Consider the following 15,254-nt stretch of genomic DNA (forward strand, 5'->3'; position numbering starts at 1 on the left):
ACATTTTTCCGGCTACGAGCAAGCAGCTCTGTCGCACATCGAGTTTTTCAACAGAATCGGCAGATAGCCGCCCTTGGCCATCTTCACTTCCTCATCCGCGGACAGACGATCATTCATGCTGGCGTGCAGCTCGGGATGATTGTCGATGGTGCTCTGGATGGCTTCCGAGAGTGTCATGGCCTGGGCCTGATAACAGGCCATGGCCAGCAAAATGCTACTGCACAGCGGTGTGAGGGCACGCATGAGGGTTTTCTCCTTGATGTGTGAATCTTGTTCCTGTCGCCAATTTTATGGCGTTTATTGGCAGATGGAGCGCTTTTCGCTTGTAACATCACAGATAAGAACAATCTCGGAGAATGGTTAAGAAAAATTCTTCACAAGGGTTATGCGGAAAAAGTCTTATGCACTCTGTGAGATCGGGCACATTGTTTCTTCTCAATGCCGCGAAAATCAAGCCTTTCAGGCTTTTTCGCAGTTAAAGCGAATGGTCGATCGCAGTTTGGAGCATAAGGGGCGGGGATATTTTTGCGGAAATGAAGTAGTACAGTTGATGCGACATTTTTCTGTCGTTTTAAAAAATCTTCCTTCTGTACTGCTCTTTCTCGCGGAGCTTTCTTCGCACTGAGCCAGGATTCGAAAGGCGGTCTGGCCCTTTTGAAACGCGCCGGCGGTGGCCGGTGGCAGTGCGGAGGAATGGGACATGGCTACTTTGATGGGTGTCGTCAGTCAGGTTGTCGGCGAGGTCTTCGCGGTAGCCGGCGATGGAACGCGCCGACCGCTGGTGGAAGGTGATCGCGTCTATGCCGGCGAGCAGCTGGTGACCGGAGCGGGCGGGGCGGTGGCGATCAGCCTTACCAACGGCGATGTGCTCACGCTGGGGCGCGACAGCAACCTGAACCTCAGCGAGCAGATGCTGGCCGCGGGTGGCGAACGGACCGGCGCGCCCCAGGCCCAGGATGCGGTGGCGCCCACCGATGCCGACCTGACGGATGTCGAGCGACTGCAGGCCGCCATCGAGGCCGGCGTCGACCCGACCGTGGCCGGTGAGGCCACCGCGGCGGGGCCTGGTGCGGGTGCCGGTGGCACCGGCGGCGCGGGCAGCGGCCATGGCTTCGTGCTGCTGGGCGAGGTCGGCGGCGCGCTCGATCCGGTGATCGGCTTCCCCACCGCCGGCATACCCGGCGGACCGCTGTTCCCCGATGCCGAGCCCCTGGCCACCGACGATCCCGAGCCGGACTTCGCACCGCTGCTGGACGTGGAATACCTCGATGCCGTCGGCAGCCTCTTCGTGGGCCCGGCACTGGTCGACGAGGAGGCCCTGGCCAACGGCACCAACCCCGCCAGCGACGCCGAGCAGGCCAACGGGCGGATCGTGGTGAACTCGCCGGACGGCATCTCCTCGCTGCAGATCCAGGGCTTCGACGGCGTCTGGGTCGACGTCACCAACGGCGGCACCGTGGTGGGGCAGTACGGCATCCTGGTCGTGGACGCGGCGGGCAACTGGACCTACACCCTGACCGCCAACACCCTCGATCACAGCAATCCCAACGCGACCGGCGAGGCGGACCAGGTCGGCGAGAGCTTCCCGGTGCGGGTGTTCGACCTGGACGGCGACGTGTCGCCCACCGTGCTGCTCAACGTGCTGATCAACGACGATGGCCCGCAACTGGCGCTGGGTGGTGCGCAGGTAGTCGCCCAGGTCGACGAGGACGAGACCATCGACGGCATCACCGACAACGACGCGGTGACCAACGTCGCCACCGGCGGGCCGGGCACCCTGGGCGCGCTGGTCAACTTCGGCGCGGACGGCCCCGGCGGCTTCGGCCTTTCCGGCAGCCCGGCGGCCATCGCCAGCCTGCAGGCCCAGGGGCTGACCTCCGGCGGCAGCGCGCTCGCCTACAGCGTGGCCGGCAACGTGCTCACGGCCTCGGCCGGCGGCGCGGTGATCTTCACCCTGCAGGTGGGTGCCGACGGCAGCTTCGTCTTCACCCTGGTCGGCCAGCTCGATCACCCGCTCGCCAATGGCGATGACAACGAGCTGCTGCCGCTGCCCATCGACTTCTCGGGCGTGCTCACCGCGGTGGATGGCGACGGTGATTCGGTCGGGGCCTTCGGCGCCGGCAGCTTCGTGATCAATGTGGAGGACGACGTGCCGCAGTTCGGCGCGGGCGCCGGGGCGGTGGCCGCCCGGGTCCATGAGGATGCCCTGACGCTGGGCGCGGGAGCACCTCACCAGGGCAACCTAGAGGGCGGCCAGACCGTGTCCGCCAGTGGCGGACCGGGTTCGCTCACCGCGCTGGTCAACTTCGGCGCGGACGGCCCGGGCAGCTTCGGCATCGGCGGCAATCTCGCCTCGCTGGCGGGGCAGGGCCTTTCCAGCGGTGGCATCGCCCTGACCTATAGCCAGGCCGGCAATGTGCTGACCGCTTCGGCGGGCGCGCAGGTCATCTTCACCCTGACCGTGGGCGCCGATGGCAGCTGGTCCTTCGTGCTGCGCGGCCCGATCGATCATCCCCTGGCCAATGGCGTGGACAGCGAGGACCTGCCGGGCCTGGGCATCGATTTCTCCGGCATCCTGTTCGCCACGGACGGCGATGGCGACCCGCTGGCGGGCTTCCCGGCCGGCAGCTTCACCATCGACATCGAGGACGACGTCCCGGTGCTGGTGGGCGGCGCGCGGCCGGTCATCGGCGGCGTGGTGCACGAAGACGTGCTGCCCGGCGGCAACCCGGAGGGCGGGGGCCAGACCACCGCGCTGAGCAGCGCCACGGGCGGCTCCCTGGCTGGCCTGGTCAGCTTCGGCGCCGATGGTCCGGGCGCCTTCGGCCTGAGCGGCGCGGTGGGCTCGCTGCAGGCCCAGGGGCTGACCTCCGGCGGGGCGGCCTTGAGCTACAGCGTGTCCGGCAACGTGCTCACCGCCTCCGCCGGCGGCGCCACCATCTTCACCCTGACCGTGAATGCCAGCGGCAGCTGGTCATTCTCGCTGCTGGGGCCGCTGGATCACCCGCTGGCCGACGGTAACGATGGCGAGCGCCTGCCGGGATTGGGCATCGACTTCTCCGGCGTGCTGACCGCGACCGATGGCGACGGCGACCCGTTGGCGGGAGGCTTCCCGGCCGGCAGCTTCGTGATCAACGTGGAAGACGACGTGCCGGTACTGGCCGGGCGGGGCGAAGGCTTCGTGCCGGTGGGCGGCACCGTGCATGAGGATGCGCTGAGCACCGGTAACGCAGAGGGCGGGCAGAGCACCTCGATCAGTGGTCCAGCCGGTGCGTTGTCCGGGTTGGTCGCCTTCGGTGGCGATGGCCCGGGAGCGTTCGGGCTGTCGAGCGATGTGAGTTCACTGGTGCTGCAGGCGCTGACGTCTGGCGGGACCGCCCTGAGCTACAGCGTGTCCGGCAATGTGCTCACCGCCACGGCGGGCGGTGTGCCGGTCTTCACCCTGACGGTCGGCGCCAACGGTAGCTATGCGTTCCAACTCCTGGGGCCGATCGATCATCCCCTGGCCGATGGCAACGATGGTGAGTTGCTGCCCGGGTTGGGTATCGATTTCTCGGGTGTGCTGATCGCGACCGATGGCGACGGTGACCCGTTGTCAGGAGGTATTCCGGCCGGTAGCTTCGTGATCAACGTGGAAGACGATGTGCCGGTGGTGGCGGAGCAGGGCGAGGGCTTCGTGCCGGTGGGTGGCACCGTGCATGAAGATGCGCTGGGTACCGGAAATGCAGAGGGTGGGCAGACTACCTCGATCAGTGGTCCGGCTGGAGCGTTGTCCGGGCTGGTTGCTTTTGGTGGCGATGGTCCGGGAGTGTTCGGGCTGTCGAGCGATGTGAGTTCGCTGGTACTGCAGGCGCTGACTTCTGGTGGTATCGGGCTGAGCTACAGCGTTTCGGGCAATGTGCTGGCTGCCACGGCGGGTGGAGCACCGATCTTCACCCTGACAGTCAATGCTGACGGTGGCTATGTATTCCAGCTCCAAGGGCCACTGGATCACCCCTTGGCCGATGGCAATGATGGTGAGCTACTGCCGGGACTGGGTATCGATTTCTCAGGCGTGCTGACGGCGACCGATGGCGATGGCGACCCGCTGGTAGGAGGTATTCCGGCTGGCAGCTTCGTGATCAACGTCGAGGATGACGTGCCGGTGGGGGCCGAGCAGGGCGAAGGGTTCGTACCAGTGGGCGGCACTGTCCATGAGGATGCGTTGGGTACCGGGAATGCAGAGGGCGGGCAGACTACCTCGATCAGTGGTCCGGCAGGCGCGTTGTCCGGGTTGGTCGCCTTCGGTGGCGATGGTCCGGGAGCGTTCGGGCTGTCAAGTGATGTGAGTTCGCTGGTGCTGCAGGCGCTGACCTCTGGTGGTGTCGGGCTGAGCTACGGCGTTTCGGGCAATGTACTCACCGCCTCGGTGGGTGGGTCGACGATCTTCACCCTCACGGTTGGCACCGATGGTAGCTATGTCTTCGAGCTTCTCGGGCCGCTGGATCATCCCCTGGCCGATGGCAATGACGGTGAGCTGTTGCCAGGGCTGGGGATCGACTTCTCGGGCGTGCTGACCGCCGCCGATGGCGATGGTGACCCGTTGTCAGGAGGCATTCCGGCCGGAAGCTTTGTGATCAACGTGGAAGACGATGTGCCGGTGGTGGCGGAGCAGGGCGAAGGGTTCGTACCAGTGGGCGGCACAGTCCATGAGGATGCGCTGAGTGCCGGAAACCCCGAAAGTGGGCAAACCACCTCCGCCAGTGGTCCGGCAGGGGCGCTATCGGGACTGGTCGCCTTCGGCGGCGATGGTCCGGGAGCATTCGGGCTGTCGAGCGATGTGAGTTCGCTGGTACTGCAGGCGCTGACGTCTGGTGGGACTGCCCTGGGCTACAGCGTTTCGGGCAATGTGCTCACCGCCTCGGCAGGTGGCGCAACGATCTTTACCCTGACGGTCGGCACAGATGGCAGCTATGCGTTCGCGCTTCTCGGGCCGCTGGATCATCCCCTGGCCGATGGCAATGATGGTGAGCTGTTGCCAGGGCTGGGCATCGATTTCTCCGGCGTGCTGACCGCCACCGATGGCGATGGCGACCCGCTGACAGAAGGCATCCCGGCTGGCAGCTTCGTGATCAACGTGGAAGACGACGTGCCGGTGGTGGCCGAACAGGGTGAAGGCTTCGTACCGGTAGGCGGCACCGTGCATGAAGATGCGCTGAGCACCGGAAACTCCGAGAGCGGGCAAACCACTTCCGCCAGTGGCCCGGCCGGGGCGCTATCGGGACTGGTCGCCTTCGGTGGCGATGGTCCGGGAGCGTTCGGCCTGTCCAGCGATGTGAGTTCGCTGCAGCTGCAAGGGCTGACGTTCGGTGGCACCGCCCTGAGCTACAACGTCTCCGGCAATGTATTGACCGCGACGGCGGGCGGCACGCCGATCTTCACCCTGACGGTCGGCGCCGACGGCAGCTACACCTTCGAGTTGCAGGGGCCGGTCGATCATCCCATTCATGACGGGACCCTGGACAGCGAGCTGCTGCCAGGCCTGGGCATCGACTTCTCGGGTGTGCTGACCGCCACCGATGGCGACGGCGATCCGCTGGTGGGAAGCATCCCGGCCGGCAGCTTCGTGATCAACGTGGAGGACGACGTGCCGGTCATCGACCTGTTGCCGGATGGCGCTCCTCCCAGCGTGGAAGAGGGCGCGACCTACAGCGGAAGCTGGACCGGCAGCCATGGCGGCGACGGCCCCGGCACCATCAAGGTGGTGGTCGACGGAGGCGAGTTCGATCTGGATACCGACATCTCGCTGCCGACCGGCACGCTGCATGTCGGCAGCGACGGTTCGTGGAGCTTCCAGGCGAGCGCCGGACTGGATCAGGGGGCGGCGGGCAGCCAGACCTTCTCGATCCGGATCACCGACAACGACGGTGACTCCCTCAGCGACAGCATCACCCTGGACATCGTCGACGCCGCGGTGCCGGTCGGCGGCCAGGCGCGCAACGCGGTCGACGAGGATGGGCTGAGCGGCGGCATTTCCGGCGGTCCGAACGACCTGCCCGACAACGAAACCGTCGTGACCGGCAACCTCGGCTACAACTTCGGGCCGGACGGCGCGGCCACGACCGGCGCTTTCACCTGGAACACCACCGGCCTGTCGGGGCTGGGGCTCACTTCCGGCGGTGTCGCGCTGGCCTACGGCGTCAGCCCAGATGGGCTGGTGCTGACCGCCACGGCAGGCAGCGTCACGGTGTTCACCGTGGAAGTGACCAATGTCAGTACCGGGGACTACCGTTTCACCCTGAGCGCGCCGCTGGACCATGAGGCGCCCGCCACTCCCGGGACCAGCGACGAGAACGACATCACCGTCGACTTCACCTACACCCTGCAGGACGGCGACGGCTCCACCGCCAATGGCGGCCTGAGCATCACGGTGGACGACGACTCGCCGACCATCCAGGCCGGCGACCTGTCCTTCTCCTCGTTCGTGACCTTCCACGGCACCAGTGCGAACTTCGCCAACAGCTATGGCTACTACACCAAGGCCGCCGACGGCACGCCGCTGTCCGGCAAGGTGATCTGGGCGAACGTGCACCACCAGGCGGTCGGCGACACCTTCGACCTGGCCGGGCTGGACCCCGCCAGCACGGGCTTCTTCATCATTCCCCATGGCGGGGCCAACGCCGTGCTGGCCAACGGCACCGACATCACCTTCCAGTTCGTCGGCGGCAAATGGCAGGCGCTGGCGGGCGGCACGCCGCTGACGGGGGCCGATGGGGCCAACATCCTGTTCAGCGACGCCACGCTCAACCCGGGTGGCTCGCACCTGCAGGACACTTCCGCGCCCGGCAACCAGAACTGGGAGGACAAGACCGACACCTCCGACTACGACTACAACGACGTCAACACCAACGTGACCTGGGGCGCGTCGCTGCAGGTCGACGAGTCGGATTTCGGCGTCGATGCCACGGCCGATTTCAGCGGCCTGTTCCATGCCCAGGCCGGCGCCGATGGGCTGCAGGGCCCGATCGCCTATGGCCTGAGCGTGGTCAACCCGGTGTCCGGCCTGGTGGATACGCTGACCGGCGAGGCCATCGTGCTGGTCATGAACGGTAGCGTTCTGGAAGGGCGCACGGAAACCTCCGACGAGCTGGTGTTCAGCCTCAGCGTCGATGCCGGCGGCACCGTCACCCTGGATCAGGACCGCTCCGTCGTGCACCCCACCAGCGACCCCGACGAAGTCGTCGCCCTGGGCTCCAACCTGGTGTCGCTGACGGCCACCGTGACCGACGGCGATGGCGACCAGAACAGCGTCAGCGTGGACATCGGACCGGGCATCAGCTTCCGCGACGACGCGCCCGAAGCCGCCGACGACGTGCTCGGCGAGGTGTCGAGAGGCGCCCACGAGGTGACCATCGGGACGGTGGACGATCTCCTCGACAACGATCACTACGGCGCCGATGGCGCCTCGGCCACCTCGCCGATTCAGATCGTTGGGGCGGGCAGCCAGGGCGGCACCGTCGTCATCGATGTCGACGGCAACCTGATCTACACCGCCGCGCCGGGCGCCCTGGCGGGCACCGAGACCTTCACCTACTCCATCGTCGATGGCGACGGTGACAGCGCGACCGCCACGTTCGAGATCACCCTGACCGGCAAGGACCCCGAGGGCGGCCAGGCCAGCAATGCCGTGGACGAGGACGGCCTGCCGCAGGGGCTGGCCGGCGGGCCGAACGACCTGCCGGGCCAGGCGGTCAGCGTGAGCGGCACCCTGGGCTACAGCGTCGACACCTTCGGCCAGTTCGCCTGGAACGGCACCGCGCCGAGTGGCCTGACCTCGGGTGGAAGCGCCGTGAGCTACCACCTGAGCAACGGCGACAGAACGCTCACCGCAATGGTGGGCGGCGAGGCCGTGTTCATCCTCGAACTGACCGATACCGCGACCGGCGCCTACACGTTCGAGCTGTTCAAGCCGCTGGACCATGAACCGCCGGCCAGCGGCAGCGACGAGAACGACCTGCCGCTGAGCTTCGGCTACCAGGTCTGGGACGCCGACCCGTCGGCGGCGCCCGCCTCGGGCAGCCTGACAGTGACCGTGGACGACGATTCTCCGGCCGCGGCCAACGACATCGCCAAGTCCGCTCCCGAGCCGACCGGGGTCAACACCAACCTGATGATCATCCTCGACGTGTCCGGCAGCATGGACAACAGCCCTGGGGTGAGCGGCTTCTCGACCCGGCTGGCGCTGGCCAAGAGCGCCATCCAGAACCTGATCGACGCCTACGACGGCCTGGGCGACGTGATGGTGCGCCTGGTGGCCTTCAACGCCAGCGCCACCTCCAACCTGAGCGGCTCGGGCGAGATCTGGCTGACGGCGAGCCAGGCCAAGTCGGTGATCGGCGCCCTGTCGAACACCTACGGCGATGGCAACACCAACTACGACGCGGCCCTGATCCGGGCGATCTCGGCCTTCGACAGCAGCGACAAGATCAGCGGCGGCAACGTTCAGAACATCTCCTACTTCCTCTCCGACGGGCAGCCGACGACCAGCAGCAGCTGGGGCATCGGCGCGGGCAGCAACAACGGCATCGTCGCCGCCGAGGAGACCGTCTGGACCAGCTTCCTCAACAACAACGAGATCAAGTCCTACGCCCTGGGCATGGGGCAGGGCACCGCCGGCGACCTGGCCCAGCTGAACCCGGTGGCCTATGACGGCATCGGTACTGGCACCAACACCAACGGCATCCTGGTCACCAACCTGAGCCAGCTGGATGCCACCCTGCAAGGCACCGTCAGCGCGCCGACCATCACCGGCAACCTGCTGGCGGAGGGCGCCAACGGCTTCGGCGCGGATGGCCCGGCGGACCTGCCGGTGGTTTCCATCCAGCATGGGGCGAAGACCTACGACGCGAGTTCGCCGGAATACGACGGCGCCACCCACAAGCTGGTCTTCACCACCGCCGAAGGCGGAAGCTTCAGCATCAACCTGCAGACCGGCGAGTACAGCTACAGCCTGAACAAGGACGTGGCCGACGACCTGACCGAGACCTTCGTCTACATCCTCGTCGATGCCGACGGCGACGGGGTATCGGCCACCCTGAGCCTGACCACCACCGACAGCAGCGAGGTGTATGCCTACGACAACCACGGCTCGGCCACCGTCGAAGAGACGATGGTGACACCGCCGCCCGGCAGCGAAGTGCTGGCCAGCTTCTCCACCACCAGCAACAGCACCTCATCGCCGAACCCGTGGATCTTCGACACGGAGGGCAGCGGCGTGACGGTGTCGACCCTGGCCGATGTGATGACCGCCGCGGACGACAGGTGGGGCGTATCCGCCATCGCCGGCAGCACCAACGCCAACGGGGTGCGCGTCCAGGGCAGCGCGCTGCAGCTGATAGACACCAGCAGCAACGGCGGCATCAGCAGCAAGGTCGCCACACCCACGTTCGAGATCGCGGCAGGGGAGACGGGCAGCGTCTCGTTCCAGCTCGGCAGCATCAACAACCACGCCACCAACGACCAGTTCAACTGGGTCCTCTACCGGCAGGACGGCGCCTCGTGGACGCTGGTGGACAGCGGCAGCCACGGGACGAGCGGCGCAACCACGGTGACCACCGACACCTTCGGCGAAGGTGTCTACCGCCTGTTCTTCGAGGCCAACGACCGTACCAACAACAGCAACAGCTACCGTATCCGCGTGGACAACATCACGCTGACGACGATCGCGGCTGCCATCCCCGTGATCGAGGTGACCGCCGTGTCCGGCAACGTGCTGGCCGATCCCAACACCTGGTCCTCCAGCAGCGACCCCCTGGGCGCGGTGGACGACAAGGGCAGCGAGGGCGCGGTCCTCAGCATCTGGAACGGCACCGCCTATGTCGAGGTGGGCATTGGCACCTCGGTCGCGGGGGACTGGGGCAGCCTGCTGATCAACAAGGACGGCTCCTACACCTACACGCCGAACCCCACGCTCGACGGCGTCGGACAGGAGGACGTGTTCAGCTACAAGCTGACTCAGCCCGATGGCGACAGCGATACCGCGCAACTGGTGATCGGCCTCGAGTCCACGGGCACCACGCTCAGGGCCATGGTCGTGGCGGATGCGGGCCAGCAGGATCAGCCGGTGGTCGACGACGATGCCGAGCCCCAGGCCCCGGCAGGGGACGAGACACTGGTCGCCCTGGTTGCCGAGGACGACCCTGCGCTGTCCATGGCTCCGCCGGAGCAGGAAGAGGATCAGACGCTTCTTGTCGAGCAGGGGGCCGACAACCCGGTCGCCGATCATCTGAGCTTCGCCGTCAATGGCGTCACCTCCGATGTGCTGGACCTGTCGCAGCTGCTTACCGGGCTGTCCGACAGCCCGGATGGCGACGAGCTGTCGAGCTACCTGACGTTCAGCTTCTCGGCGAGCGCGACCACCATCAGCGTCGACAAGAACGGCGCCGAGGGTGGCAGCTCGGTCGACATGTCCGTGGTGGTTGACGGCATCGACCTGTCCAGCGCCGCCTACTACAGCAGCACGGATGCGGCGACCGTCATCAACGGCCTGCTCGACGACCACAGCCTGAAAGTGGCCTGACGTGGCACCCGGCCCGCCGTCCGCGAGGGCGGCGGGCCTTTTCCTGCCTGGATTTCGCCTGGCGCCGGGGCTCTTTCTGTCGGGCTTCGCTCGGCGGCGTGGTTGGCGCGTATAATCGGCGCACTGAAAGCATATTCAGAGCCTGATGACATGACCCAGATTTCCGAGCGCCTGTTGGTTCAGGCTCACCTCGCCGCCAAGCAGCCCAGGGTGCTGACCCCGGAAGAGGAAACCTTCTACCGGAGCGAGATCGCCGCCGAGCTGAAGAAGCAGAACGCCGTGCTGGTGGCCCACTACTATTGCGACCCGGTGATCCAGGCCCTGGCCGAGGAAACCGGCGGCTGCGTGTCGGACTCGCTGGAAATGGCGCGCTTCGGCAACCAGCACGAAGCGCAGACGGTGGTAGTCGCGGGCGTCAAGTTCATGGGCGAGACGGCGAAGATCCTCAATCCGGAAAAGCGCGTGCTGATGCCGACCCTGGACGCCACCTGCTCGCTGGACCTCGGCTGCCCGGTCGACGAATTCTCCGCCTTCTGCGACCAGCACCCGGACCGCACCGTGGTGGTCTACGCCAACACCTCGGCGGCGGTGAAGGCGCGCGCCGACTGGGTGGTGACCTCCAGCTGCGCGCTGGAGATCGTCGAGAGCCTGATGGACAACGGCGAGAAGATACTCTGGGCGCCGGACCAGCACCTGGGGCGCTACATCCAGCGCGAGACCGGCGCCGACATGCTGCTGTGGGACGGTGCTTGCATCGTCCACGAGGAGTTCAAGGCCAAGCAGCTGGAAGACATGAAGGCGCTGCATCCCGAGGCCGCCATCCTGGTCCACCCGGAATCGCCCGAGGCGGTGATCGAGCTGGCCGACGCGGTGGGCTCCACCAGCCAGCTGATCAAGGCGGCCCAGACCCTTCCCAACAAGACCTTCATCGTCGCCACCGACCGCGGCATCTTCTACAAGATGCAGCAGTTGTGCCCCGACAAGAAATTCGTCGAGGCGCCCACCGCCGGCAACGGCGCCGCCTGCCGCAGCTGCGCCCACTGCCCGTGGATGGCTATGAACACCCTGCAGCGCACCCTGCAGTGCCTGCGCGAGGGCAGCAACGAAATCTTCGTGGAACCGGCGCTGATCCCGCGCGCGGTACGCCCGCTCAAGCGCATGCTCGACTTCACCCAGGCCGCGCGGCTGAAATTGGCCGGCAACGCCTGAGAGTCCGCCCACGACCTTGCGAGAGCAGCAGACAGCCGCTCCTACGGTATGTGTTCTCGGTACACGGGAGATCGTGCCGTCAATCCCACCAGAGCTGCACGGCCTTGTGCGTCTCCAGCCAGCGCTGGAGCGCCTTGAGGCCGAAGCGCTTGTCGTCGGGTTTCAGGCCCTGGAGCAGGGCCTGCATATCCTCCGGCAGATCGCTCGGGCGCTCGACCTGCTCGGCCAGCACGGCGAAACCGTCGGCGGCGTCCGGGCAGAACCTGGCGATTTCCCTGGCCAGCTTGCCGGTGTCCTCGGGCAGGCGCTCGAACTGCAGGGTGAAACGGTCCGTGGCCACGTCGAGCACGTGCACGCCATGTTCCTTGTCCCAGCGCTGCAGGCGCTTGACGATGGCCCCGGTATCCAGGCCCTGGTTCGCACCGTTGGTGTAGTGGCGATAGAGGTCCAGGTACTTGGCCTTGGCGCCGCCGTTCAGCGCCGACTTCGGAATGGGACTGCGTTCGGCGCCCGGATGCTGCGCCGCCAGCCAGTCGGCGACTTCATGGTACCCGGCCTGGCGGGCGTACCAGGCGGAGGTCATGCACCCCTCCGGGCCATCGATCGCCCGGCAGACATCGGCGCCGTGGTGCACCAGCAACTGCACCATCTCCAGGTTTCCCCGATTGGCACTGCTCATCAGCAGGCTCATGCCGTGGGCCTCGACATCCAGGCCCTCGACCTTGGCGCCTCGCCGCAGCAGCGCCTCGGCCACCGCGCCGTGGCCGTTGTACAAGGCGACGCCCAGCGGTATCGCGTGCGCGGCCTCCACCGGGCAGCCGCCGTCCAGCAGGGCCAGCACCGCGGGCAGGTCGCCTGCGGCGGCCCTCTCCTCGAGTTCGAAGAGTTCCTCGCCACGGCGGTCGGCGCCGGCCTCTTCGAGCAGCGCCCGGATCTTGCGGTATTCCCTGTCCACCACCCGGTCATGGCGGCGAGTCAGGCAGGTTTGCCAGGGCGTCAGGCCGTGGGCGTCGGCCAGATGGGGATCGGCGCCCAGCTCCAGCAGCAGCCTGACGACCTTGGGATAGCCCGTGCCGCCGCCGATGGCCTCAGTCAGGGGGGTATATGGCCGCTGTCGTCCAGGGCGTTCGGATCGGCCCCCTCGGCATGCCGCTGGCGGATGCCGTCCAGGTCGAACCAGTAGGGGCCAAGCACTATGGGGTCAGGGGCGTTCATCGGGCTGTCCTTTTGTGCGGCGATGACGCTTTCTGCCACAGCCAGTCGGCGAAGTGCCAGCGAGTAGCGCACACTCGGGAAAGCGGCACACGTAGGGCGGGTGAAACCCGCGCGCCCTCGACTTGCGGGTTTCACCCGCCCTACGCGCCCTGACTTAGTCCTTGTCCCGTGCTAGGCACACGGCGGCGGTGAACAGCACGTCGGTGGAGGAGTTCAGCGCGGTCTCGGCGCTGTCCTGCAGGATGCCGATGATGAAGCCGATGGCCACCACCTGCATGGCGGTTTCGCTGGGGATGCCGAACAGGCTGCAGGCCAGTGGGATCAGCAGCAGCGAGCCGCCGGCCACGCCGGACGCGCCGCAGGCGCAGACCGAGGCGACCACGCAGAGCAGTATCGCGGTCGGCAGGTCGACGACGATGCCCAGGGTATGGGCCGCCGCCAGGGTCAGCACGCTGATGGTGATGGCCGCACCGGCCATGTTGATGGTGGCGCCCAGCGGGATCGACACCGAGTAGGTGTCCTCGTGCAGGCCCAGGCGCTCGGCCAGCTGCATGTTGACCGGCACGTTGGCCGCCGAGCTGCGGGTGAAGAAGGCCGTGATGCCGCTCTCGCGCAGGCAGGTGAGGGTCAGCGGGTAGGGATTGCGGCGGATCTGGCTGAACACGATCAGCGGGTTGACCACCAGGGCGACGAACAGCATGCAGCCGACCAGCACGGCGAGCAGGTGGGCATAGCCGAGCAGGGCCTTGAGGCCGGCGTCGGCGAAGGTGGTGGCGACCAGGCCGAACACGCCGAGCGGGGCGAAACGTATCACCACCCGCACGATCAGTGTCACGCCGTGGGCCAGGTCCGCGAACACCATCCGGGTGCTCTCGCTGCCATGGCGGATGGCGATGCCGAGGCCGATGGCCCAGGCCAGGATGCCGATGAAGTTGCCCTTGATCAGCGCGTTGACCGGATTGTCCACCACGTTCAGCGCCAGGCTCTTGAGCACCTCGGCGATGCCTCCTGGCGGTGTGGTGCCCGTGGCGGCTTCGGTCAGCACCAGGGTGGATGGCCACAGGCTGCTGGCGATGACCGCGACGATGGCGGCGGACAGGGTGCCGATCACATACAGCATCAGGATCGGGCGGATGTGGGTGGGCTGCCCCGGCTTGTGGTTGGCGATGGCCGAGGCCACCAGGATGAACACCAGCACCGGTGCCACGGCCTTGAGCGCGGCGATGAACAGTTCGCCGAAGAAGCCGACCTTGGCGGTGGCCTGCGGGAAGAGCAGAGCGAAAAGGATGCCGGCGATCAGGCCGATGGCGATCTGCAGGACCAGGCTGGTGCGCGTGATCAACTGCAGCAGGGGACGAAGGGTCATGCTGGTGCTCCTGTGGTGCGCGGCGCGCCGGTGGGCGCTGGCCGCGAGACGGTCGCCGGGTGGTGCGGCGACCGGTTCCTGGCCCTCCGGGCTGCGGTGGGCGTAGATGAAAAAGGTGGCTCCGTGGAGCCCTGGCCTGTCGGCCATCCATCGGTACAAATGAAAACGGCCCGTGAGGGCCGTTTCCTTCACGCCGGCATGGGTCAGCCGCCGAGGTAGGCGTCGCGCACCTTCGGGTCGGTGAGCAGCGCCTCGCCGGTGCCCTGCATGACGATCCGACCGTTCTCCAACACATACGCGCGGTCGGCCAGCTTGAGCGCCTGGTTGGCGTTCTGCTCGACCAGGAAGATGGTCACGCCGTCCTCGCGCAGCTGTTCGATGATGTCGAAGATCTGCTGGATGATGATCGGCGCCAGGCCCAGGGACGGCTCGTCGAGCAGCAACAGCTTGGGCTTGCTCATCAACGCGCGACCGATGGCGAGCATCTGCTGTTCGCCGCCGGACATGGTGCCGGCGCGCTGGTCGAAGCGTTCCTTCAGCCGCGGGAACAGATGCAGGACCTTATCCAGCTGCTCCTGGTTGTCTTCCTTGGTGCCGAAGAAGCCGCCCATGGCCAGGTTCTCCTCCACGGTCAGGCGGGCGAACACGCGGCGGCCTTCCGGCACCACCGCGATGCTCTTGCGCATGATGTCGCAGGATTCCTGGCCGACCAGCTCCTCGCCCATGTAGCGGATGCTGCCGCTGGCCGCGCGCGGCGAGCCGCACAGGGTCATCAGCAGGGTCGACTTGCCGGCACCGTTGGCGCCGATCAGGGTGACGATCTCGCCCTGTTCGACCTCGATGCTGACGCCGTGCAGGGCCTGGATCTTGCCGTAGAAGGTGGAGACGTTGTTGAAATTCAGCATG

The 15,254-nt window shown here is 66.8% G+C and carries 6 protein-coding genes and 1 pseudogene; 2 read left to right on the forward strand and 5 right to left on the reverse strand.

Annotated features, from left to right (window positions below; translation table 11 throughout):
- Positions 1-57 precede the first annotated feature (57 nt).
- Positions 58-243: pseudogene (locus N5D30_RS20745) on the reverse strand (channel protein TolC); the annotation flags it as partial.
- A 457-nt stretch (positions 244-700) separates the two neighbouring features.
- On the opposite strand from N5D30_RS20745, the gene N5D30_RS20750 reads away from it, so the two are divergent.
- The gene (locus N5D30_RS20750; RefSeq protein WP_279910513.1) at positions 701-10,558 is read left to right on the forward strand and encodes a retention module-containing protein; all 9,858 of its coding nucleotides are present in this window, start codon (positions 701-703) and stop codon (positions 10,556-10,558) included.
- A 150-nt stretch (positions 10,559-10,708) separates the two neighbouring features.
- Positions 10,709-11,767, forward strand: coding sequence for a quinolinate synthase NadA (nadA, locus tag N5D30_RS20755; RefSeq protein WP_279910514.1), 1,059 nt, complete (start codon positions 10,709-10,711; stop codon positions 11,765-11,767).
- Between the two features lie 79 nt (positions 11,768-11,846).
- Here the strand turns inward: nadA and N5D30_RS20760 are convergent, their stop codons facing one another.
- The 4 genes from N5D30_RS20760 to N5D30_RS20775 all read right to left on the reverse strand — a co-directional run bounded on the left by N5D30_RS20760 (position 11,847) and on the right by N5D30_RS20775 (position 15,253).
- Positions 11,847-12,722, reverse strand: coding sequence for an ankyrin repeat domain-containing protein (locus N5D30_RS20760; RefSeq protein ID WP_279910515.1), 876 nt, complete (start codon positions 12,720-12,722; stop codon positions 11,847-11,849).
- Between the two features lie 137 nt (positions 12,723-12,859).
- Positions 12,860-12,982, reverse strand: coding sequence for a hypothetical protein (locus N5D30_RS20765; RefSeq protein ID WP_279910516.1), 123 nt, complete (start codon positions 12,980-12,982; stop codon positions 12,860-12,862).
- Between the two features lie 154 nt (positions 12,983-13,136).
- Positions 13,137-14,348, reverse strand: a complete 1,212-nt coding sequence (gene sstT / locus N5D30_RS20770; protein WP_279910517.1) for a serine/threonine transporter SstT — start codon at positions 14,346-14,348, stop codon at positions 13,137-13,139.
- 203 nt (positions 14,349-14,551) lie between these two features.
- Positions 14,552-15,253 (reverse strand): ABC transporter ATP-binding protein, encoded by a 702-nt coding sequence (locus N5D30_RS20775; RefSeq protein WP_220816040.1) that lies wholly within the window; start codon positions 15,251-15,253, stop codon positions 14,552-14,554.
- Between the last annotated feature and the right edge of the window lies 1 nt (position 15,254).

The sequence above is a fragment of the Pseudomonas sp. GD03875 genome (assembly GCF_029840585.1).
Lineage (GTDB): Bacteria > Pseudomonadota > Gammaproteobacteria > Pseudomonadales > Pseudomonadaceae > Aquipseudomonas > Aquipseudomonas paralcaligenes.